The sequence below is a fragment of the Paraburkholderia dipogonis genome (genome assembly GCF_042680985.1).
Lineage (GTDB): Bacteria > Pseudomonadota > Gammaproteobacteria > Burkholderiales > Burkholderiaceae > Paraburkholderia > Paraburkholderia phytofirmans.
On sequence record NZ_JBHUFR010000010.1, the window covers coordinates 418,362 to 440,967 of the forward strand.

Below are 22,606 nucleotides of genomic sequence, written 5' to 3' on the forward strand. Positions count from 1 at the left end.
GAACCGTGCCGCGTTCGTTCAACGCGGCTGATAAACCCACTTCGCGTTCTTGATTTCCACCATCACCCGCGCCCGCTGATCGAGCCCGAGGTGATCCGTGGCGCTCATGTTGACGACGCCGTTGGTGTCCGCGAGACCGCGTGTCGCTTCGAGCGCATCGCGCAGCGCGCGGCGAAATTCCGGCGTGCCCGGCGCGCCGCTTTTCAGCGCGATCGGTACGGCATGGCCGAGCAGCATGCCCGCGTCCCACGTGTACGAGCCGAATGCCGAGACACTGCCCGCGCCGCGCACCGCTTCGAAGCGCGCGATGTAATCGAGCGCAAGCCGCTTGGCCGGATGATCCGCCGGCAATTGCGCGGCGACCAGCACCGGACTCGCGGGCAGGAAGGTGCCATTGCAATCGGCGCCGCAAACGCGCAGGAAGTCGTTATTCCCGACGCCGTGATTGTGATAGATCATCCCTTTGTAGCCACGTTCCCTCAGTGTCTTCGGCGGCAAGGCGGCGGGCGTGCCGGCCGCGCCGACCACCACCGCGTCGGGATGCGTCGCGAGAATCTTGAGGACCTGGCCCGTCACGCTCGGATCGGTGCGATTGAAGCGCTCGCTCGCCACCATCTCGATGTGATGCAACTGCGCAAACTTCGCGACCTCGGTGTAAAAGGTCTCGCCGAGCGCGTCGGCCTGGCCGATAAATGCGATGGTCTTGACGCCGTGCAGACTGGCGTGTTCGGCAATCGCCGACGCCATCATCGCGTCGGTTTGTGGCGTCTTGAAGACCCAGTGACGTTTCGCATCCACGGGCTCGATGATTTTCGCCGATGAGGCCAGAGAGATCATCGGCGTTTGACCTTCGGCAACGACATCGATCATGGCCAGCGAATTCGGCGTAATCGACGACCCGATGATCGCGTCGACGTGATTCTCGGAGATCAGTTTCTTGGTGTCCTGTACGGCCTGCGTGGTATCGGATGCATCGTCGAGCACGATGTATTCGACGCTCTGACCGCCGATCTGCTTGGGCAGCAGCGCGACCGTATCGCGCGCGGGAATGCCGAGCGACGCGGCCGGTCCGGTGAGCGACAGCACCAGGCCGATTTTCACCTGCGCCAACGCGATACCGGGCAAAACACCCGCGAACGCCGCGCATAGCGCAACGGCACGTCGCGCGAGGCGATTGCGCGAAGGTGTCTGGCGCGAATGGTTGGACGCGCGAGCGCGCCGGGTTTCGGGTTCAAGGAATTCGATTCGCGGCATGCTGTCTCCTCACGTCGGTTTTTCGTTTTGATGTACTGCCGATGTCCGGCTCATGCCCTGCTCACGTGCCGTCTCACGCAGCTTCGCGACAGTCCTGCGATGAATCCGCAGTCAGCCACCCCGGCCATGTCGGCGCGCCAGTCAGTGTAGCGGTGCACACTCGCCACGGCATCGGGCGAAACCCTTTCGAACCGGAACGAAGCGCGCGGATACCCGTGTGGCCGACATGCCGCGTTCTACACAACAGCGGTGCGTCAATCCAGCGGCGCGATGCCCTGATCGATCGAACCGAAGATCGACTTGCCCGCTTCGTCGAACATTTCGATCTTCACCGTATCGCCGTACTTCATGAACTCGGTCTGTGGCGCGCCGTGCTCGATGGTCTCGAGGCAGCGCTTCTCGGCGATACAGCAATAGCCACGCTTGGCGTCCTTGTTCGACACCGTGCCCGAGCCGACGATCGCGCCCGCGCGCAGATTGCGTGTCTTCGCCGCGTGCGCGATCAACTGGCCGAAGTGAAACACCATGTCCGTGCCGGCATCCGGCTGGCCGACCTTCCTGTTGTTCCAGTGGACGATCATCGGCCGATGCACGCGGCCTTCGCGCCAGTGTTCGCCAAGTTCGTCGGGTGTCACCGCGATAGGCGCGAACGACGTGGCCGGCTTGCTCTGGAAAAAGCCAAAGCCCTTCGCGAGCTCGGCGGGAATCAGATTGCGCAGCGACACGTCGTTGACGAGCGTGATCAGACGCACGCTTCTGAGCGCCTGCTCGGGCGTGACGCCCATTGGCACATCGCCGGTGATCACGGCGACCTCCGCCTCGAAGTCGATGCCGAATGCTTCGGACGCGCACAGCACGTCGTCTTTCGGGCCGATGAAGTCGTCGCTGCCGCCTTGGTACATCAGCGGATCGGTCCAGAATTCCGGCGGCATTTCCGCGCCGCGCGCGCGCCGCACCAGTTCGACATGGTTCACATACGACGAGCCGTCGGCCCATTGAAACGCACGCGGCAGCGGCGCCATGCACTCCTTGGCGTCGAACTGGAAGGTGTTGCGCGCGCGGCCCTGATTGAGCGCGTCGTACAGATCGTGCAATTGCGGCGCGTAGAAGGCCCAATCGTCGAGCACGCGCTGCAACGTGGGCGCGATCGCGTCGGCGACAGCCGCGGTGTGCAGGTCGCGGGACACGACGATCAGCTGGCCGTCGCGCGTGCCGTCCTTCAGCGTGGCAAGTTTCATAGAGGAATGAACCGTGTTAGTGACGATAGAAGGAATCTATTCTACGATGGTGAATCGGCCCGGCCCAAGTGCCGGCGATCCGCCTCATCCGTGTGTCACTTTTTGAATGCGCCGCGTGCGCCTCGCTCATGCCTCCAACTGCCCGCTCCGGCGCCATCCGCACCGACGCCGACTCCGCTGAACCGCTCGACCCGATCGAACCCGACGAGGAAGGCGGCGAAAGTGTCGATGGCGGCGAGGAAAAGCTGCGCTCGGGCATCCAGTCGATCGAAGTCGGCTTCAGGTTGCTCGATGTGCTCACCCACGAACCGCGCGCCATGATGCTGCGCGATCTCGCGCAGCGTGCCGGCATGAGCCCCGCGAAAGCGCATCGCTATCTGGTGAGTTTTCTGCGCCTCGGTGTGGTGTCGCAAGACCCGCTGTCGGGCCGTTACGAGCTGGGCGGATTCGCGCTGCAACTGGGACTCGCGCGGCTTGCTCGGGTCGACGGCGTCAAACTCGCGCGCATCGCGCTCTCCGAATTGCGCGACCGGCTCGATCTCACGGTCGGCATCGCGGTATGGGGCAATCAGGGGCCGACCATGGTGCATTGGATGGAATCGAGCTATCCGGCAAAAGCATCGCTCAAACTCGGCGACGTGATGCCGCTGCTCAGTTCCGCCACCGGCCTGTTGTTCGCCGCGTATCTGCCGGCGAGCAAGACCGCCTCGATGCTCGAACGCGAACTGGCCGATTCGCGCCGTTCGTCGCATATCGGCGCGCCGCGCACGCGCGATGAAGTCGAGCAGGTTCTCGCGCAGGTGCGCGAGCATCAGGCGGCGCGCGTCGAAGGCATGTTGCTGCCGACCATTCACGCGTTTTGCATGCCGGTGTTCGACTCGACCGGCGAACTGGCGCTCGGCCTCATCGCGCTCGGTCATGAAGGCGCGTTCGATATTCGCTGGGGCGGTGAAATCGATACGGCATTGCGCGAATGCGCGGAAAAGCTCTCGTATGAGCTGGGGTATAGTGCGTCGCCGCGCGACGAATAGGTGTGATGCGGCGCGTTGAGTGCGTGGCGCTTTGCAATGGTTTCACGCGAACTCAGTCGGCAAGCATGGCGGCGCCGCGCTCTGGGGACTGTTCCGGGTCTTGAACGTGCGCGTCTTTTCAACCGTGCGGAACATCGCTCGCGGCGGCGCGGTCGAATCGGTTCGCTGCCGTCATAAACGCATCAAGGCACGCAGGCCCGGCGCCTTTGTCGCATTCACCGCAGCTCGCACGCTCCGCTCGTCAATCCCAAAGCCTCGCGCCCGCGCACACTCACTGACCGATGTCCTCAGCCCCCGCCACCCGCCGTTCCGATCACACGCCGCCCAGCGGGCCGCGCACCGGTTTGCGCGTGGGGCGCTGGATCGTGGTGCTGTTCATCGTGGCCGTTTTGCACTGGATCGCCGCGCAATGGGTCGAGCGCAATCGCGCCAACCTCAACCCCTCCGACAATGAGCATGTGCCGGTGCAAGTCGCATTGCTGACGCCCGAACGTATCGAACGCAAACCGGCCGCCGCCGCGTCGCCTGCGCCTGAACCCGCACCCACTCGCCACGCTGCGGCGAGCAAGCCGCGCCAACACGTGCTGACTGCCCTGCAGCCGGCAAAGCAGGCCGCGCCGGCGGTACCTGTTACGGCATCGGACGCCGTCGCCAGCGCTCCTGGCGCGGCGTCGAGCGCCGACACAGCACCCAATGCCGCCGCGAGCGCCACCGGCACGGCCAGCGCGCCCGCTGCCGCGAGCGCGCCGCAAGCGTCGCCGGGCGTGAAGTTCTCCGTGCCGCCATCGGGCGAACTGCAGTACGACACGTTTTACAATGGCGTGCGGAACCAGCCGGGCACGATCCACTGGACCAGCAACGCGCAAAGCTACGAAATGGTCGTCTCCGTGCCGCTCCCGTTTGTCGGCACCTTCATGTATTCGAGCCATGGCCGTATCGACGCCTTCGGTCTCGCGCCGGACCAGTACATCGAAAAACGCGGCCGCCGGGCGGAAGACATCGCAATCTTTAACCGCACCGACAAGAAGATCGCTTTCACACGCACCCCGTCCACCTTACCGTTGCCCGACGGCGCGCAGGACCGTTTCAGCATGGTGATGCAGCTTGCCAGCCTCGTGCGTGGCGATCCGGGCGCCTACAAGCCCGGCGTGACGCGCCAGTTCTTCGTGGTCGATAACGATAGCGGCGAAAACTGGCCGGTCGAAACGATCGGCGATGAAACCATCCGCACGGCCCAAGGTTTCCTCGACACGCGTCATTTCAAACGCCTGCCTCGCCATGACGGCGATTTACGGCGCATCGACGTATGGCTCGCGCCGTCGCTCGGCTGGCTGCCTGCGCGCATCGTGCAGACGGAGCCGAACGGCACGCAATTCGAACTGGTGTGGCGCGGCAAGCTCAATGCGGATGCGGGTGGCAGCGCTCCCGACAGCAATGGCGACGCGGCCGTGGCTTCTCCTGACAATTCGACCAGCCCATCGGCGCCGGCTGCATCGGCAGCTATGCCCGAGGTCGCGCCCTCCACGCCGGTCGACCCGACCGCCCCCAGCAACACGTCCGGCATCATCAAGCCCTGAATCCGCAGACTTGAAGAGAGTTTCCATCGGTTCGGCGAAACTTCTGCACCGGCGCCGACTCGCACCACCTGCTGCAACCGTTCGCGCCTTTGCTGCGTATACAGATCAGCCCGTTAAACAAGCGAAACAAGCTTGGCAGCAACCCGCGCGCGAATAGACCTTCCACTGCGTTCCCCTTCCAAGGAGCCCGCATGCAAGTGAACATCAACGGTATTGAGACGCGCTATGTGCTGAGCAACGAGGGCGGCGGCCCCTGGCTGACGTTCATCCACCAACTCGGCGGCGATTTGTCGGTGTGGGACCAACTCGCCGGCTATTTCCGCGACGACTACACCGTGCTGCGCTACGACGTGCGTGGTCACGGCAGGACTGCGGCGTCCGGCGCGCCGTTTAGCATCGCCGATCTGTCACACGATCTCGCCACGCTGCTCGATGCTCTCGGCGCACCCACTACGCATCTGGTCGGCATGTCGATGGGCGGCATGATCGCGCAGCAATTCACGCTCGATCATGGCGCGCGCGTCGATAGTTTGACGATCGCCGACAGCAGCGGCGGCACGCCGCAAGAAGCCCGCGCCACGTGGGATCAACGTGCGGCGGCGGCCCGCCGCGACGGGATGGCCTCGCTTGTGCCCGCGACATTGAGTCGCTGGCTAACCCCCGATTTCCAGGCCGCGCACCCCGAAGCAGTCGAGCAGATCCGCGACGTATTGACCAACACGTTGTCAGAAGGCTACGCAATGGCATGCGAAGCCCTGCGCGATTTCGACGTACGCAGTAAGCTGGGAGCAATCCGATGCCCAACATTGACCGTGGCGGGCCGCCACGACACGGGCACGCCGCCTGCTTCTACACAGGCAATAGCAGACGCCATCGAAGGCGCACGTTTCGAACTGCTGGATGCCGCTCATCTCGCGCCCATCGAGCAATCTCACCGTTTTGCTGCCCTGCTTGAAACGTTTCTTGAAAGGCCGGTCTAACCGGTAGGTTCGGGACTTTACAAGCGTCAATCCGGACCCACCCCTTGAATTCCAAACCATACGCTCCACCTATGGCGCAGGAATGGCCAGGAGCCAACGGAAATAAGGAGTGTCGCCATGCAAATGATCTACAACAGCCCCAACTATTGTGTCGTCGAGTTTCCGCCGCAGGAAGGCCCGCTGGCCATGAAGTCGGGCGGCTACGAGATCGTCGACAAAAACATGCAGCGTGAGATCTATATCGACGGAGCAATGGCGGCGAGTTTTCGCGAGCACGTGCAGAAGCTGATCGAAGAGGAACCGTCGCTGGATGAAGTAGACGAATTCCTCGGCCAGTTCGACAGCCTGATGCATCAACCGGTGATTCTTCACTAACCGCGAGGTTCGGCTTAGCGTTTTTGGCGACATACATCGGCCGCGCCGCCCGCCCCCGTAACCGGGCAAGCAGGCGGCTTTTACAAGTCGGTCGGCAAATATGAAGTGGCCCAGCAGGCTTTTGCCTCGCTGGGCCGTTTTCTTTGTCACGCCGCTTTGCCGATCCCGATCATGCGGCGCGCCTCGCCAGCCAGAGGTGGCTGCTCATCCCGCGCCGGGCGGATCCGTCTGCCAGCGGCTACAATGACAGGTTTCCCGAAAAGTCGGCGCAAGCCCTCGTCCGCCATGAACCAGCCCGCTCAAACCGCCACGCCAGTCCGCCCCGACGACGCCTACACGCGCGGCACGGCGCTGCCCGCGCTGCTCAAGTCGCGCATCCTGATCCTGGACGGCGCAATGGGCACGATGATCCAGCGCTACAAGCTCGACGAAGCCCGCTATCGCGGCGAGCGCTTCAAAGACTACGGGCGCGACATCAAGGGCAACAACGAGTTGCTGTCGATTACGCAGCCGCGCATCATCAGCGAGATTCACGAGCAGTATCTGGCGGCGGGCGCGGACATCATCGAAACCAACACGTTCGGTGCAACCACCGTCGCGCAGGCGGACTACGGCATGGAAGACCTCGCCATCGAGATGAATCTCGAGTCGGCGAAACTGGCGCGTGCCGCCTGCGACAAGTATTCGACGCCCGACAAGCCGCGCTTCGTGGCCGGCGCGATCGGACCGACGCCGAAGACCGCGAGCATTTCCCCCGATGTGAACGACCCAGGCGCGCGCAACGTGACGTTCGACGAGTTGCGCGCGGCCTACTACGAACAAGCCAAGGCTTTGCTCGACGGCGGCGCCGATCTGTTTCTCGTCGAAACCATTTTCGACACGCTCAACGCGAAGGCCGCGTTGTTCGCGCTCGACGAACTGTTCGAAGACACCGGCGAGCGTCTGCCGATCATGATCTCGGGCACCGTCACCGATGCATCCGGCCGCATTCTGTCGGGCCAGACGGTTGAAGCATTCTGGAACTCGCTGCGTCATGCAAAGCCGCTCACGTTCGGGTTGAATTGCGCGTTGGGCGCGGCGTTGATGCGGCCGTATATCGCCGAACTGGCCAAGCTGTGCGACACGTATGTGTCGTGCTATCCGAACGCGGGCTTGCCGAATCCGATGAGCGATACGGGCTTTGATGAACTGCCCGCGGACACTTCGGGCTTGCTGAAGGAGTTCGCGCAGGCTGGACTGGTGAATATTGCCGGCGGCTGCTGCGGCACGACGCCGGAACATATTGCGGCGATCGCCCAGGCGCTGGCCGAAGTGAAGCCGCGCCAATGGCCGACGCAATACCGCGACGCAGCCTGAGTCGAGCGGCGCCTCACTGAGCAGGCGCCGCCGCACCTCCGCCATCGAACACGACGCACTTAATCGCAGCAATCGAGCACATACGCCATGACCGATCACACCATGCGCCTTTCCGGCCTCGAGCCGTTCAACGTCACGTCCGGGACGCTTTTCATCAACGTCGGTGAACGCACCAACGTGACCGGCTCGAAGGCGTTCGCGCGAATGATCCTGAACGACCAGTTCGACGACGCAATCGCAGTCGCCCGCCAGCAGGTCGAAAACGGCGCGCAGGTCATCGACGTGAACATGGACGAAGCCATGCTCGATTCAAAAGCGGCAATGGTGCGCTTCATGAATCTGATCGCGTCGGAACCGGATATCGCGCGCGTGCCGATCATGATCGACTCGTCGAAGTGGGAAGTGATCGAAGCCGGCCTGAAGTGCGTGCAGGGCAAGGCGATCGTCAACTCGATCTCGCTGAAGGAAGGCGAGGAAGCGTTCCGTCACCACGCGAACCTGATTCGCCGCTACGGCGCGGCCGCGGTGGTGATGGCCTTCGACGAACAGGGCCAGGCGGATACGTTCGAGCGCAAGACGCAGATCTGCAAGCGCTCGTACGATTTTCTCGTGAATGAAGTCGGCTTCCCGCCGGAAGACATCATCTTCGATCCGAACATCTTCGCGATCGCAACCGGTATCGAAGAGCACAACAACTACGCCGTCGACTTCATCAACGCCACGCGCTGGATCAAAGAGAATCTGCCGTACGCGAAAGTGAGCGGCGGCGTGTCGAACGTGTCGTTCTCGTTCCGCGGCAACGACCCGGTGCGCGAGGCGATTCACACCGTGTTCCTCTATCACGCGATCCAGGCCGGCATGGACATGGGCATCGTCAACGCGGGCCAGCTCGGCGTGTACGCCGACCTCGATCCGGAGTTGCGCGAACGCGTGGAAGACGTCGTGCTGAATCGTCGTGAAGACGGCACCGACCGGCTGCTCGAAATCGCCGACAAGTTCAAGACCGGCGCCGCGAAGAAGGAAGAGAACCTCGAGTGGCGCAACCAGCCGGTCGAGAAGCGTCTGTCGCACGCGCTCGTGCACGGCATCACCAACTTCATTGTCGAAGACACCGAAGAAGTGCGCGCCAGGATCGCCGCTGATGGCGGCCGCCCGATCAACGTGATCGAAGGCCCGCTGATGGACGGCATGAACATCGTCGGCGACCTGTTCGGCCAGGGCAAGATGTTCCTGCCGCAAGTGGTGAAGTCGGCGCGCGTGATGAAGCAGGCCGTCGCGCATCTGATTCCCTACATCGAAGAAGAGAAGAAGCAGCTCGCCGATGCCGGCGCCGACGTGCGCGCGAAGGGCAAGATCGTCATCGCCACGGTGAAGGGCGACGTGCACGATATCGGCAAGAACATCGTCTCGGTGGTGCTTCAGTGCAATAACTTCGAAGTGGTCAACATGGGCGTGATGGTCTCGTGCAACGACATTCTCGCCAAGGCGAAGGTCGAAGGCGCGGACATCATCGGGCTGTCCGGTCTGATTACGCCGAGCCTCGAAGAAATGGCCTACGTCGCCTCGGAAATGCAGCGCGACGACTACTTCCGCGTCAAGAAGATTCCGCTCTTGATCGGCGGCGCGACCACTTCGCGCGTGCATACCGCCGTGAAGATCGCGCCGCATTACGAAGGGCCCGTGGTCTACGTGCCGGACGCGTCGCGCTCGGTCTCCGTGGCGTCGAGCCTGCTGTCCGACGAAGGCGCGGCGAAGTACCTCGACGAACTCAAGTCCGATTACGACCGGATCCGCGATCAGCACGCCAACAAGAAAGCGCTGCCCATGGTCACGCTGGCCGAAGCCCGCGCCAACAAGACCAAGGTCGATTGGGCGAGCTATCAGCCGGTCAAGCCGAAGTTCATCGGCCGCCGCGTGTTCAAGAACTTCGACCTGAGCGAACTGGCGAACTACATCGACTGGGGTCCGTTCTTCCAGACGTGGGACCTGGCCGGCCCGTATCCGGCCATCCTGAATGACGAGATCGTCGGCGAATCGGCGCGGCGCGTGTTCTCGGACGGCAAATCGATGCTCGCGCGCCTGATCCAGGGCCGCTGGCTGCAGGCGAACGGCGTGATCGCGCTGCTGCCCGCCAACACGGTGAACGACGACGACATCGAAATCTACACGGACGAATCGCGCTCGGAAGTCGCGCTCACATGGCGCAATCTGCGCCAGCAGAGCGTGCGTCCGGTGGTGGACGGCGTGATGCGGCCGAACCGGTCGCTCGCCGACTTCATCGCGCCGAAGGACTCGGGCGTGGCCGACTACATCGGCATGTTCGCGGTGACGGCGGGTCTGGGCGTCGACGTGAAGGAAAAGCAGTTCGAAAAGGACCACGACGACTACAGCGCGATCATGCTCAAGGCCCTCGCCGACCGTTTCGCCGAAGCCTTCGCCGAAGCGCTCCATGCGCGTGTGCGGCGCGACCTGTGGGGCTACGCGAACGCCGAAACGCTTTCCAACGACGACCTGATCGCGGAAAAGTACCACAGCATCCGACCGGCGCCCGGCTATCCGGCCTGCCCGGATCACCTCGTCAAGCGCGATATGTTCGACGTGCTGCACGCCACCGAAATCGGCATGAGCGTGACCGAATCGCTCGCCATGCTGCCGGCGGCGAGCGTCTCCGGTTTCTATCTGGCGCATCCGGACAGCACTTACTTCTCCGTCGGCAAGATCGGCCAGGACCAGCTGGAAGACTACGCAAGGCGCATGTCGCTGTCGAAAACGGATGCGGAGCGGGCCTTGGCGCCTTTGCTGTAAGCGGTCGGGCGTGGCGGGAACCCCACTATATCGGGCTGGAAAGACTGAATATTTGCGGCAACGTAATTTTCGGCTTTGTAGACTGAGGCGGCTTGACCCCGCCAGACGCGGCCAAAACGCGTCGGCTTACTAATTGCAATCGTCAACGGAGAAAATCGTATGAAGAAGCTGACGCTGTTGTTGACCGCTTTGTCGCTTGCCCTCGGCGCCACCGCGGCGCTGGCCCAGCCCGCCGCACCTGGCGGTTCCAGCTCGGTCAGTTCGTATTCGCCGCCCACGGTGAAACACGTCAAGAAACCGAAGAAACAGAAAGCGAAGAAGGGTGCGTCGGCTCCCGCAGCCGCGCCGGCGGACGCCGCGAGCCAGTAAGCAGCAAGGCAGCACCGGTTGGGCTGGATCTCTGAACGACAAAGAGCCCGCATAAGCGGGCTCTTTTCATTGGTGCGCAAGGTTTCGCGCCGCTGGTTGCCACGGCTCTTTCAAACGCCGCGCACAGCGGTTCAACGTGGGATCACAGACCCCAGACGATATCCGCGTTTTCCTTCTGCGCCGCGCGCAGCATGTCGAGGAACGGATACGCGCGCTGCGCGAGCCCCGGCGGAATTTCGTGATGCTCGTGGCCGTCTTCGCCTTCGTGGAAATGGCCGTCGTGCTCGGCGCGTTCCTGCTTGTCGAAGGTAATTGCCGCCTCGAGTTTTTCGATAGCCGGGCCCGTTTCGTCGTGAGTGATGACGCCACGTTCACCCAGCCGCTTGCCGACGATACCGACGAGATACTGGGCGAGATTTTCCAGCATCATCACATCCGGGCTGGCGCGGCATTTGAAAGTAATCAACATGACTGTTCCCTTTTTCGTTATGTTGGATTGGCGCGCGAGCGGTTCAAAGGTGGCCGCCGACGCGCACTACGTTGGCTCGCCGATGAAGCGCAGCGGCCACGGCCCTTGTTGGGCATCTCATTGAACATATTAGCACCTGCTAAAATCCGTCTGGACGGAAAAGCGTGCCGCAATGCACCGCGCGGCGGACGGCGGGTAACGTGGCTGGCCGGTTGAGCACAACCCGCGTACCGCCGCGACCTGCCGCAAGCAGTCAACGCCACGGCAGGCCGCCTGCACCGCATTCAATGTGTTGCAGGCAACGTGCCCGATACCGCGCGCATTGCTCGCCGCGCTTTGGAAACTGCATGCCGCTTTCCACGCTTCTGACGAACCGGTTGCGCCTCGCGCGCGGCCGGCGCCTCTCCTGCATCACCGGATTGCCTCACTGGACTCGCAACAAGCATGCTGCCTGCACATAAACAAACTCTCGAAACCCTGCTCGCCGAAACAGTGAAGCAGGTCGCGACCGCCTCGCAAGGCGCGAGCGAAGCCGCGTTCGTGTCGCCCACCATCACGCTGGAGCGCCCCAAGGTCGCCGCGCACGGCGACGTCGCGTGCAACGTGGCGATGCAACTCGCCAAGCCGCTGCGCGCCAATCCGCGCCAGCTGGCGCAACAGATTGTCGACGCACTGCTCGCGCAGCCGCAGGCCCAAGGCCTCGTCGAAGCCGCTGAAGTGGCCGGCCCCGGCTTCATCAACCTGCGCCTCGCGGCCGCTGCGAAACAGGCGGTGATCGCCGCCGTGTTCGCCGAGAAAGAGGCTTTCGGCCGCTCGCAACGCGACGCCGGCAAGCATGTGCTGATCGAATTCGTCTCGGCCAACCCGACCGGCCCGCTGCACGTCGGCCACGGCCGGCAGGCCGCGCTCGGCGATGCGCTCTCGAACGTGCTGGCTAGCCAAGGCTATGACGTGCATCGCGAGTTCTACTACAACGACGCCGGCGTGCAGATCCAGACGCTGGCGCTGTCGACTCAGGCACGCGCACGCGGCCTCGCTCCCGGCGACGCAGGCTGGCCGGCTTCGGCGTACAACGGCGAGTACATCGCCGAGATCGCGCGAGACTATCTGAACGGCGTCACCGTGGCCGCGAGCGACGGCGAGCCGGTCACCGGCGCGCGCGATGTCGAAGACCTCGAAGCGATCCGCCGCTTCGCCGTGGCGTATCTGCGCCGCGAGCAGGACATGGACTTGCAGGCGTTCGGCGTGAAGTTCGACCAGTACTATCTGGAATCGTCGCTGTACAAGGAAGGCCGGGTCGAAAAGACCGTCGAGGCGTTGATCGCCGCCGGCAAGACCTACGAACAGGAAGGCGCGCTGTGGCTGCGCACCACCGACGACGGCGACGACAAAGACCGCGTGATGCGCAAGACCGACGGCACCTACACGTACTTCGTGCCGGACGTCGCCTATCACGTCGCCAAGTGGGAGCGCGGCTTCACCAAGGTCATCAACGTTCAGGGTTCGGACCACCACGGCACGATCGCGCGGGTGCGCGCCGGCCTGCAAGGTCTCGGCGTCGGCATTCCGAAGGGCTATCCCGACTACATCCTGCACAAGATGGTCACAGTCATGCGCAACGGCGAAGAGGTGAAAATCTCCAAGCGCGCGGGCAGCTACGTGACGGTGCGCGACCTGATCGAATGGTCGGGCGGCGCGACGCCGGGTTCGGAAGCCGCCGTCGATCTGATCGACGAGGAAACGATTCGCCGTGGCCGCGACGCCGTGCGCTTTTTCCTGATCTCGCGTAAGGCGGATACGGAATTCGTGTTCGACATCGACCTCGCGCTGAAGCAGAACGACGAGAATCCGGTGCATTACGTGCAGTACGCACACGCGCGGATCTGCTCAGTCATCGCCGAGTGCAAGGCGCGCTACAGCACGGACGAAAGCACGCTGGCGGACGTGGACGTCTCTCCGCTCACCAGCGAACGCGCCATGGCATTGCTCAACAAGCTCGCCGAATTCCCGGACATGCTGCAGCACGCCGCCGACGAACTCGCGCCGCACGCGGTCGCGTTCTATCTGCGCGACCTCGCCGGGGAATTCCACTCGTTCTACAATGACCGTGCCGAACGCGTGCTGGTCGACGATGCGGCCGAGCGCAATGCACGCGTCGCGCTGCTCGCGGCCACGCGTCAAGTGCTGGCCAACGGTCTCGCGACGATCGGCGTCTCCGCTCCCGTCAAGATGTAAGTCCTCCAGCGCAACATGCATGCGGCCGTCGTTATAATCGATGGCCGTTCCAGGATTCTTTTTGCAGGTGATTCATACGATGGCAAAACCACGCCGCACAACAAAGCAATCGAAACAAACCGGGGGGACTTTTCTCGGCATCGTGCTAGGCCTGATTGTCGGCCTTGCGATCGCGGTAGTGGTTGCGCTGTATATCACCCGTGCGCCTACGCCCTTTGTCTCGAAGGTGGCGCCGCCCGCGGCGTCGGATTCCGGCGCGACTCAGCCGCAATACGATCCGAACCGTCCGCTGCAAGGCAAGACGCCGGGTCAGCCGGTGCCGCAAGCCGCGCAACCCGCGCCGCCGAACACCGCGCCGGGCCAGACCAATTCGCAGACGCAGTCGGGCATGCTGGAAGAACCGCAGATCGTCGAAGTGCCGCCGGCTAACGGAAACAGCGGCAACAACGGCAGTGCGAACGGCACGGCGGTCGCGCCGAAGCCCGCGCAGGATAACGGCAACGGCACGGCCACCACGCCGGCGAAGAAGCCGCAAGCCTCCAGCGCGCCGACCGCTACCGCGGCAGGTTCCGCGCCGAAGAGCACGTCGTCCACGGCCGCCAACGCCAAGCCCGGTTCGGGCGCAGCGCCTGCGCCAGGCGATGCGAACACCGGCTACTTCCTGCAAGTGGGCGCGTACAAGACTTCGGCGGATGCCGAACAGCAGCGCGCGCGTCTCGCCTTCCAGGGCTTCGAATCGAAAGTCACGCAGCGCGACGCCGGCGGCGTTACGTATTACCGCGTGCGTATCGGGCCGTTCTCGAAGTTCGAAGACATGAATTCGAGCCGTCAGCGTTTGTCGGACGCAGGCGTGGATACCGCAGTGATCCGTTTCACGAAGCAATAATCCAACAATAAATATACGGTGATTTGCCGAACGCGCCGCCGCCGAACTATCGGCGTGCGGCGCGTGTCACAAGCACGATGGACGGTTCAAACCGTTCAACGCCGAATCTTGAAGACGGTGACGGGCATTTGCGTGGCGCCACCGCTTTACGCTTACTTGGGTCAACACAACATGAAGAAACTGCTGAGCATCCTGTTCCTCTCGCTGGGCCTCGTTGCCGCCTCGGCACAGGCATCGCCCACCGCGCCGGTGTCGGGCAAGGATTTCACCGTGCTACCCACCGCGCAGCCCACCGACGTGCCCGCCGGCAAGATCGAGGTCACCGAATTCTTCTGGTACGGCTGCCCGCACTGCAATGAATTCAACCCGTACCTCGAAGCGTGGGTGAAGAAGCAAGGTCCGGACGTGGTGTTCAAGCGCGTGCCGGTCGCCTTCCGCGACGACTTCATTCCGCATTCCAAGATGTATCACGCGCTCGACGCGCTCGGCCTCGCCACGCAGCTCACGCCGAAAGTCTTCAACGAAATCCACGTCAACAAGGACTACCTGCTGACGCCGGAAGATCAGGCCAAATTCCTCGCGAAGAACGGTGTCGATCCGAAGAAGTACATGGACGCGTACAACTCGTTCTCGACGCAAAGCGCGCTGCAGAAGGACAAGAAGCTGCTGGACGACTACAAGATCGACGGCGTGCCGACGCTGGCCGTGCAGGGCAAGTATGAAACCGGCCCGGCTGCCACCAACAGCCTGCCGGGCACGATCCAGGTGCTGGACTACCTGGTCGCCCAGGTCCGCGCCAAGAAGATGTAAAGCCGAGGCGCCGGAATGAGTTTACCCCTGAAGGTTTTCATTACCGGCGCCTCGAGTGGCATAGGCCTCGCGCTCGCCGCCGAATATGCGCGGCGCGGTGCGATTCTCGGCCTGGTTGCCCGCCGTGGCGACGCCCTCGCCGCCTTCCAGCAGTCTCATCCGCAGAACACCGTCTCCATCTATTCCGTCGACGTACGCGACGCCGAAGCGCTCTCCGACGCGGCCGCGCAGTTCATCGCGCGGCACGGTTTGCCGGATGTCGTGATCGCCAACGCGGGCATCAGCCGCGGCGCGGTCACCGGTCACGGCGACCTGCGCACCTTCCGCGAAGTGATGGACATCAACTACTTCGGCATGGTCGCCACCTTCGAGCCGTTCGCCGCCGCGATGGTCGCCACGAAACGCGGCACGCTGGTGGGTATTGCGAGCGTCGCCAGTGTGCGCGGTTTGCCGGGCTCCGGCGCGTACAGCGCGTCGAAATCGGCGGCGCTCAAGTATCTGGAAGCGTTGCGCGTCGAAATGCGGCCGCATGATGTCGGCGTGGTCACGATTGCGCCCGGCTACATCCGCACGCCGATGACCGAGCACAACCCGTACACCATGCCGTTCCTGATGGACGCCGACCGTTTCGCGGTCAAGGTGGCGCAGGCGATCGAACGTCAAACGGCGTTCGCGGTGTTTCCCTGGCAAATGCGCGTGGTGGCCATGCTGCTGCACGTGCTGCCGCGCTGGCTGTACGACCGCGCTTTCGAGCGCGCGCCGCGCAAGCCGCGCGCCGCCGCCGAAGCCGAGTAAGGCATGCAATCCCGTGCGGTCGATGCAGCCGGCGTCGCGCACGAACCAGCAGGCGCCACGGCGCGTATCGTTTCGCTGGTGCCGAGCATCACTGAATTGCTCTTTGTGCTTGGTCTCGAGAGGCAGATAGTCGGCCGCACCGGTTTTTGCGTGCATCCCCACGACAAGGTGCAGCAGGTCCGCAAGGTCGGCGGCACCAAGGCCGTGAATCTCGACGCCATTCGTGCGTTGCGCCCCTCTCATCTAATTGTCAATATCGACGAAAACGAGCGCGATACCGTCGAGCAATTGCGCGCGTTCGTGCCGCATATCGTCGTGACGCACCCTCAAACGCCGCGGGATAATCTGGCGCTCTATGCGCTGCTGGGCGCGATCTTCGATCGTGCACAGCAAGCGCAACGCCTGAGCGAAGCGCTCGAAGGCCGCCTGCACGAAGCGGCGGCGCACACGTTCGCTCCGCAAAACGTGCTGTATCTCATCTGGCGCGAGCCGTGGATGACCGTCGCGCGCGACACCTATATCTCGACCATGCTGCGGCTAGTGAACTGGCGCACACTGCCGGACGTGCGAGGCGGCGCGGCAGGCGCCGCGCGTTACCCAACGCTCGACTTCGACACCGCGCCGTGGCTTGCCCAGGTCGACCGGATCCTGCTCTCAAGCGAGCCGTACCGTTTCACGCAGGTCCATTGCGACGCGCTGAAACGCGATCCGCGATTGGCCGGCAAGCGCATCGAGTTGATCGATGGGGAAATGGTGTCGTGGTACGGCGTGCGCGCGATCGAAGGCATCGCTTACCTGCTGCGGCGCGCTGCAGCGCCCTGAGCGCGTGCAGGGACAGCGCACCTAAAACCTGGCCGGCACCCGCCATATGAATATGCGGATTATGTTGTTGTCGTCGCAACCACCCTTCGATAAGCTTTCGCGAAGGCCCGCGCCCGCGTCGGCGCTATTCGTCGACCCATGCGCCGGCGCCGGAAACGTATCACAATAAAGACGACGGCTACGCCGCAAGGCCGCCCGTCCTTCGTCAACGGAACATAACCACACAACCAGACGCACTGCCTGACTGCGCTTGTTATGGGAGATCCTATGCGCTTCAAACTGCTCGCAGCCGCCGTACTGTTCACGGCGCCCGCGCTCGTGCTCGCCAAACCGCTGACCGTCTGTACCGAGTCGAGCCCCGACGGTTTCGATGTCGTGCAGTTCAATTCACTCGTCACGACCAACGCGTCGGCCGACGTCATCTTCAATTCGCTGGTCTCGTACGACGAGGCCGCGAAGAAAATAGTGCCGGCGCTGGCCGACAAGTGGGACGTGAGCGCCGACGGCCTCACCTACACATTCCATCTGCGCCCGAACGTGCAGTTCCAGACCACCGACTACTTCAAGCCCACTCGCGCGCTGAATGCCGACGACGTCGTCTTCACATTCGACCGCATGCTCAACGACGGCAATCCGTGGCACAAGGTGGCGGGCGCGAGCGGCTTCCCGCATGCGCAGTCGATGGGGCTGCCGAAGCTCATCAAGTCGATCAGCAAGGTCGACGACAACACCGTCAAGTTCGAACTGAACGCCCCCGACGCGACCTTCGTGTCGATCCTGACCATGGGTTTCGCCTCGATCTATTCGGCCGAATACGCCGACCAGTTGCTCAAGGCCGGCAAGCAGGCCGATCTGAACTCGAAGCCGATCGGCACCGGTCCGTTCGAGCTGAAGAGCTATACGAAAGACGCGGTGATTCGCTACGACGTGAACCCGACCTACTGGGGCCCGAAGCCGAAGATCGACCGCCTGATCTACGCGATCACGCCGGACGCCACGGTACGGGCGCAGAAAGTGAAGGCCGGCGAATGCCAGATCGCTTTGTCGCCGAAGCCGCAGGATCTCGCCGACGCCAAGACGGACAAATCGCTCGCCATTGTGCAGACGCCCGCGTTCATGACGGCGTTCGTCGCGTTGAACACGCAGAAGAAGCCGCTCGACAACCAGAAGGTGCGCGCCGCGCTGAACATGGCGTTCGACCGCACCACCTATCTGAAGACCGTGTTCGACAACACGGCGACGCCGGCTGTGAATCCGTATCCGCCGAACACGTGGAGCTACGACAAGGCCGTGAAGGGATGGCCGTACGACCCGGCGAAGGCGAAGAAGCTGCTCGCCGACGCGGGCTATCCGAACGGTTTCGAAACGACGATCTGGGTGCGGCCGAACGGCAGCGTGCTGAATCCGAACCCGAAGGCCGGTGCCGAATTGCTGCAGGCCGACTTCGCGAAGATCGGCGTGAAGGCCGACGTGAAGGTGATCGAATGGGGCGAGTTGATCAAGCAGGCCAAGCAGGGCCAGCATGATTCGCTCTTCATGGGCTGGGCCGGCGACAACGGCGATCCGGACAACTACCTGTCGCCGCTATTCAGTTGCAACGCGGTGAAGTCGGGGATCAACTTCGCGCGGTTCTGCGATCAGGATCTGGACAAGCTCATCGCCGATGGCAAGGCAACGCCGGATCAGGCCAAGCGCGCGAAGGCGTATGAGCAGGCCCAACAGATCATTCACGATCAGGCGCTGTGGATTCCGCTCGGGTATCCGACCGCGGCGGCGATCACTCGCACGAATGTGAGCGGTTATCACGTGAGCCCGTTTGGGCGGCAGAACTTCGGGGCGGTGTCTGTGCAGTAATCGCGTTCGCGTTTGAACGTGTTGCATGCGAAAGAAAGCCCGGTTGCGAAAGCACCGGGCTTTTTTTATCGCCACACCGCCTCGATCACACCGGCGAAAATCGAATCACTCCATCCGCATCCTGCTTACGCTTCAATTCACCCGCAAGCCACAGCAGATGCAAGTGCGCCAGCGCCTCTCCCATCGCGAACGTCATCTGATGGATATCGAGCTGCCGTTTGAACATGAGCGGCACGATATCCGCGGCGCTCTGCGGCTTCTCCGCGCACGCCTCGCGCACTTCGGCAAGCCGCGCGTCATGATGCTCGCGCAATTGCCGGATCCGCGTGCGCACGCCGCGAAACGGCTTGCCATGCGACGGCAGCACGAGCGTGTCCTCAGGCATCGTCTCGTAACGGCTGAGCGACTCCAGATACAGCGCGAGCGGCGAGCCTTCCGGCTCCATATCGAACACCGACACGTTGGTCGAGATACGTGGCAGCACCATGTCGCCGGAAATCAGCACGCCGGTCTCTTCGCAGAACAACGCGCAGTGTTCCGGCGAATGGCCGAAGCCGGTCACCACATGCCACGTCTTGCCGCCGATCTTCACTTCGTCGGCTTCACGCAGACGGCGATACTGCCCCGGAATCGCCGGCACAAGGCTCGCGTAATAGCTCTTGCGATTGCGCAGTTTCTCGAGCGACTCCTCATCGGTCACGCCGTGCCGCGCAAAGTGCCGCGCCGCGCCCTCGCCGCCCGCATTCGAACCGTCGCCGGCAGCCATGACGCGGGCCTGCATGTATTCGCCGAGCGTCATCCATAGCCGCACGTCCCAGCGCTTTTTGTCGCCGCCCGCGCAAATCCAGTGCGCGAGGCCGATGTGATCGGGATGGCAATGCGTGACGATCACGCGCAGCACCGGCAGACCGTCGAGCACCGAGTCGAACACTTTCTCCCAGTTCTCCTTGATCGTGTCCGAAGTAATGCCGCAGTCGACTACCGTCCAACCCTGCTGTCCGTCGATCTCGTCGCGTAGCAGCCAGAGGTTGATGTGATCCAGCGCGAAAGGCAGCGGCATGCGCAGCCAGAACACGCCTGGCGCGACCTCCATCGCACGGCCCGCTTCCGGCAAGGTGTCGCCGAACGGGTAGTCGAGTTGATGTTCGAGTGCATTCATTGTGGGTGTCTTCCTCCGTCGGCCGTCCGGCATGGCGAGGTGTGCGATGCCGGTCGGCGTGGTTGCGGCGCGCGAGTGACGTATCGCTGCCGTACTGCGCCTGGTTGCGTTCAACTCAAGTTGACGATAACGTAAACGTCGATTCTATCGTCCAATCCGATTTTCTGCCCGGCCACGGAATGCCCCGATGAACACGCAATACACGATCACCGAGCTCGCGCGGGAATTCGACGTTACGCCGCGCGCCATCCGCTTCTACGAAGACCAGGGTTTACTCTCGCCGAGCCGCGAAGGGTCGAGTGGCTTACGGCGCGTCTATTCGGGCCGCGACCGAACGCGTCTGAAGCTCACGTTGCGCGGCAAACGGCTCGGCTTCACGCTATCGGAGATTCGCGATCTGCTGGACGTGTACGAGTCGCCGACCGACACGGTGCCGCAGCTGCACGCGTTCCTCGCCACGGTGGCACGTCACCGCGAAGTGCTCGAGCGTCAACTGGAAGACCTGAACGCGACGCTCGAAGACCTCGCGCAATACGAAACACAGGCGCGCGCGCTGCTGGAAGGCGGCACGCGCGAAGCCAAACCGGCTTGAACAAGCGCGGCGCGATGCGTCGCAGGTCCACCCGAACGATACAATCACGGGTGTCTTCACGACATGAGGCGAATGCGCGGTCGACATGAATCACTTCCCCAAACTGCTGTCGTCGCAGATCGGCTTTGACCTCGCGCAGACCATGCTCGAAGGGTTCGACCGGCATTACCGGATCTTTCGCGACGCCGCGATCCACGCCAAGACGCTCTTCGAAAAAGGCGACTGGCACGGGCTGCAGAAGCTCGCGCGCGATCGCATCACTTCGTACGACGAGCGCGTGGACGAATGCGTCGAGTTGCTCGAAGACGAATACGACGCGGAAAAAATCGACAGCGAAGTGTGGCAGCAGATCAAGCTGCATTACATCGGCCTGTTGACCACGCACCGTCAGCCGGAGTGCGCGGAAACGTTCTTCAATTCGGTCTGCTGCAAGATCCTGCACCGTTCGTACTTCAATAACGATTTCATTTTCGTACGCCCGGCCATCTCGACCGAATACATCGAGAACGACGAACCGGCCGCGAAACCGACTTACCGCGCGTACTATCCCGGCAAAGACGGACTCGCGGCCACGCTCGAACGCATCGTCACGAACTTCCAGTTGGAGCCGCAGTTCGAAGACCTGACGCGCGACGTCGGCTGCGTGATGCAAGCAATCCACGACGCGTTCGGTGCGTTCGACGAAGCGCCCAATTTCCAGATTCACGTGCTCTCGTCGCTGTTCTACCGGAACAAGTCGGCGTATATCGTCGGACGGATCATCAACGGCGATTTGCTGATGCCGTTCGCCGTCGCCGTGCGTCATGTCAAGCCGGGCGTGCTCGCGCTCGACACCGTGCTGCTCAAGCGTGAACAGCTGCTGATCATTTTCAGTTTTTCGCATTCGTACTTCCTGGTGGATATGGAAGTACCGTCCGCTTACGTCGAGTTTCTCGGTACCATCATGCCGGGCAAGCCGAAGGCGGAAATCTATACGTCGGTGGGTTTGCAGAAGCAGGGCAAGAATCTGTTCTATCGTGACCTGCTGCATCACCTCTCGCATTCGAGCGACCAGTTCATCATCGCGCCCGGCATCAAGGGGCTCGTGATGCTGGTGTTCACGCTGCCGTCGTTTCCCTACGTGTTCAAGCTGATCAAGGACAACTTCCCGCCGCCGAAGGAAACCACGCGCGCGCAGATCCAGAGCAAGTATCAGCTCGTCAAACGACACGACCGGCTGGGCCGCATGGCCGACACGCTCGAATATTCGAGCGTGGCGTTGCCCCGCTCACGTCTGGACGACGCGCTGGTGCGTGAGCTCGAAAAGGAAGTGCCGTCGCTGCTCGAATACGAGGGCGAGAACCTCGTGATTCGCCACATGTATATCGAGCGCCGCATGGTGCCGCTCAATCTCTTCCTGCAAAACGGCAACGACGAGGACGTCGAGCACGGCATCAAGGAATACGGCAACGCGGTGAAGGAACTGATGCAGGCGAACATCTTTCCAGGCGACATGCTTTACAAGAACTTCGGCGTGACGCGTCACGGCCGCGTCGTGTTCTACGACTACGACGAAATCGAATATCTGACTGACTGCAACGTGCGCGCGGTGCCGGCGCCGCGTAACGAGGAGGACGAAATGTCGGGCGAACCGTGGTACTCCGTCGGCCCGCACGACATCTTCCCGGAAACGTACGGCACATTTCTGCTCGGCGACCCACGCGTGCGCCGTTCCTTCATGCAGCATCACGCGGACTTCTTCGATCCTGCGCTATGGCAGCGGCACAAGGATCATCTATTAAAAGGCGAACTGCCCGACTTTTTCCCGTACGACGTCAGCGCGCGCTTCTGCAACTGCTATCCGGAACGCTTCGCCGATGCCGCCGGCCGCGCATCGCCCGAACCGGATGCGCCAGTCGACGCGCGCAGCGTGCGGGTGGCGTGAAGCTCACGCGCCGCTCGCATCTTCGGATGCCTCGTCCGAATCTTATGTAACGACATCGACCGGTGAATCGGTCGA

The 22,606-nt window shown here is 62.9% G+C and carries 19 protein-coding genes; 15 read left to right on the plus strand and 4 right to left on the minus strand.

Features of this window, described 5'->3' with window-relative positions:
* Positions 1-18: 18 nt before the first annotated feature.
* Positions 19-1,254: an ABC transporter substrate-binding protein gene (locus ACFSNN_RS14425; protein ID WP_134457260.1), complete on the minus strand. Its 1,236-nt coding sequence runs from the start codon at positions 1,252-1,254 to the stop codon at positions 19-21.
* Between the two features lie 254 nt (positions 1,255-1,508).
* Positions 1,509-2,492, minus strand: coding sequence for a fumarylacetoacetate hydrolase family protein (locus ACFSNN_RS14430; RefSeq protein WP_134457261.1), 984 nt, complete (start codon positions 2,490-2,492; stop codon positions 1,509-1,511).
* A 128-nt stretch (positions 2,493-2,620) separates the two neighbouring features.
* Between ACFSNN_RS14430 and ACFSNN_RS14435 the strand changes: the two genes are divergently transcribed.
* The 7 genes from ACFSNN_RS14435 to ACFSNN_RS14465 all read left to right on the plus strand — a co-directional run bounded on the left by ACFSNN_RS14435 (position 2,621) and on the right by ACFSNN_RS14465 (position 10,985).
* Positions 2,621-3,523, plus strand: a complete 903-nt coding sequence (locus tag ACFSNN_RS14435; RefSeq protein ID WP_134457262.1) for an IclR family transcriptional regulator — start codon at positions 2,621-2,623, stop codon at positions 3,521-3,523.
* A 281-nt stretch (positions 3,524-3,804) separates the two neighbouring features.
* Entirely contained in the window at positions 3,805-5,100 is a 1,296-nt protein-coding gene (locus ACFSNN_RS14440) for a DUF3108 domain-containing protein (RefSeq protein WP_134457263.1), read from the plus strand.
* A 191-nt stretch (positions 5,101-5,291) separates the two neighbouring features.
* Positions 5,292-6,080 carry an alpha/beta fold hydrolase gene (locus ACFSNN_RS14445; protein WP_134457264.1) on the plus strand — a complete coding sequence of 263 codons (789 nt, stop codon included), beginning with the start codon at positions 5,292-5,294 and terminating at the stop codon, positions 6,078-6,080.
* A gap of 117 nt (positions 6,081-6,197) precedes the next feature.
* Positions 6,198-6,455: a BTH_I0359 family protein gene (locus ACFSNN_RS14450; protein ID WP_120344435.1), complete on the plus strand. Its 258-nt coding sequence runs from the start codon at positions 6,198-6,200 to the stop codon at positions 6,453-6,455.
* A 285-nt stretch (positions 6,456-6,740) separates the two neighbouring features.
* Positions 6,741-7,811, plus strand: a complete 1,071-nt coding sequence (locus ACFSNN_RS14455; RefSeq protein WP_134457265.1) for a homocysteine S-methyltransferase family protein — start codon at positions 6,741-6,743, stop codon at positions 7,809-7,811.
* Positions 7,812-7,898: 87 nt separating this feature from the next.
* On the plus strand, positions 7,899-10,616 hold the full coding sequence (gene metH, locus ACFSNN_RS14460) for a methionine synthase (protein ID WP_166799261.1): 2,718 nt from the start codon (positions 7,899-7,901) through the stop codon (positions 10,614-10,616).
* Positions 10,617-10,775: 159 nt separating this feature from the next.
* A complete protein-coding gene (locus tag ACFSNN_RS14465; protein WP_134457266.1) occupies positions 10,776-10,985 on the plus strand; it encodes an acid-shock protein in 210 nt (69 codons plus the stop codon).
* A 142-nt stretch (positions 10,986-11,127) separates the two neighbouring features.
* On the opposite strand, the gene ACFSNN_RS14470 is transcribed toward ACFSNN_RS14465, so the two are convergent.
* Complete coding sequence (locus ACFSNN_RS14470) at positions 11,128-11,454, minus strand: DUF1840 domain-containing protein (protein WP_134457267.1); 327 nt, start codon at positions 11,452-11,454, stop codon at positions 11,128-11,130.
* Positions 11,455-11,898: 444 nt separating this feature from the next.
* Here ACFSNN_RS14470 and argS point away from each other — a divergent pair, with 444 nt between their 5' ends.
* The 6 genes from argS (at position 11,899) to ACFSNN_RS14500 (ending at position 18,856) form a co-directional block, all read left to right on the plus strand.
* Positions 11,899-13,689 (plus strand): arginine--tRNA ligase, encoded by a 1,791-nt coding sequence (gene argS / locus ACFSNN_RS14475; RefSeq protein ID WP_134457268.1) that lies wholly within the window; start codon positions 11,899-11,901, stop codon positions 13,687-13,689.
* 61 nt (positions 13,690-13,750) lie between these two features.
* Positions 13,751-14,575, plus strand: a complete 825-nt coding sequence (locus tag ACFSNN_RS14480; RefSeq protein ID WP_134459034.1) for an SPOR domain-containing protein — start codon at positions 13,751-13,753, stop codon at positions 14,573-14,575.
* A gap of 171 nt (positions 14,576-14,746) precedes the next feature.
* Positions 14,747-15,385, plus strand: coding sequence for a thiol:disulfide interchange protein DsbA/DsbL (locus ACFSNN_RS14485; protein WP_012431539.1), 639 nt, complete (start codon positions 14,747-14,749; stop codon positions 15,383-15,385).
* Positions 15,386-15,400: 15 nt separating this feature from the next.
* A complete protein-coding gene (locus ACFSNN_RS14490; protein WP_134457269.1) occupies positions 15,401-16,180 on the plus strand; it encodes an SDR family oxidoreductase in 780 nt (259 codons plus the stop codon).
* A 3-nt stretch (positions 16,181-16,183) separates the two neighbouring features.
* The gene (locus ACFSNN_RS14495; RefSeq protein ID WP_134457270.1) at positions 16,184-17,002 is read left to right on the plus strand and encodes a cobalamin-binding protein; all 819 of its coding nucleotides are present in this window, start codon (positions 16,184-16,186) and stop codon (positions 17,000-17,002) included.
* A 267-nt stretch (positions 17,003-17,269) separates the two neighbouring features.
* On the plus strand, positions 17,270-18,856 hold the full coding sequence (locus ACFSNN_RS14500; RefSeq protein WP_134457271.1) for an ABC transporter substrate-binding protein: 1,587 nt from the start codon (positions 17,270-17,272) through the stop codon (positions 18,854-18,856).
* Positions 18,857-18,941: 85 nt separating this feature from the next.
* Here ACFSNN_RS14500 and ACFSNN_RS14505 read toward each other — a convergent pair whose 3' ends face one another.
* On the minus strand, positions 18,942-20,015 hold the full coding sequence (locus ACFSNN_RS14505) for an MBL fold metallo-hydrolase (RefSeq protein WP_134457272.1): 1,074 nt from the start codon (positions 20,013-20,015) through the stop codon (positions 18,942-18,944).
* Positions 20,016-20,202: 187 nt separating this feature from the next.
* Between ACFSNN_RS14505 and ACFSNN_RS14510 the strand changes: the two genes are divergently transcribed.
* Both ACFSNN_RS14510 and aceK read left to right on the plus strand, forming a co-directional pair.
* Complete coding sequence (locus ACFSNN_RS14510; RefSeq protein ID WP_012431532.1) at positions 20,203-20,607, plus strand: MerR family transcriptional regulator; 405 nt, start codon at positions 20,203-20,205, stop codon at positions 20,605-20,607.
* Between the two features lie 85 nt (positions 20,608-20,692).
* Positions 20,693-22,531 carry a bifunctional isocitrate dehydrogenase kinase/phosphatase gene (aceK, locus tag ACFSNN_RS14515; protein ID WP_134457273.1) on the plus strand — a complete coding sequence of 613 codons (1,839 nt, stop codon included), beginning with the start codon at positions 20,693-20,695 and terminating at the stop codon, positions 22,529-22,531.
* The last annotated feature ends 75 nt before the right edge of the window (positions 22,532-22,606 follow it).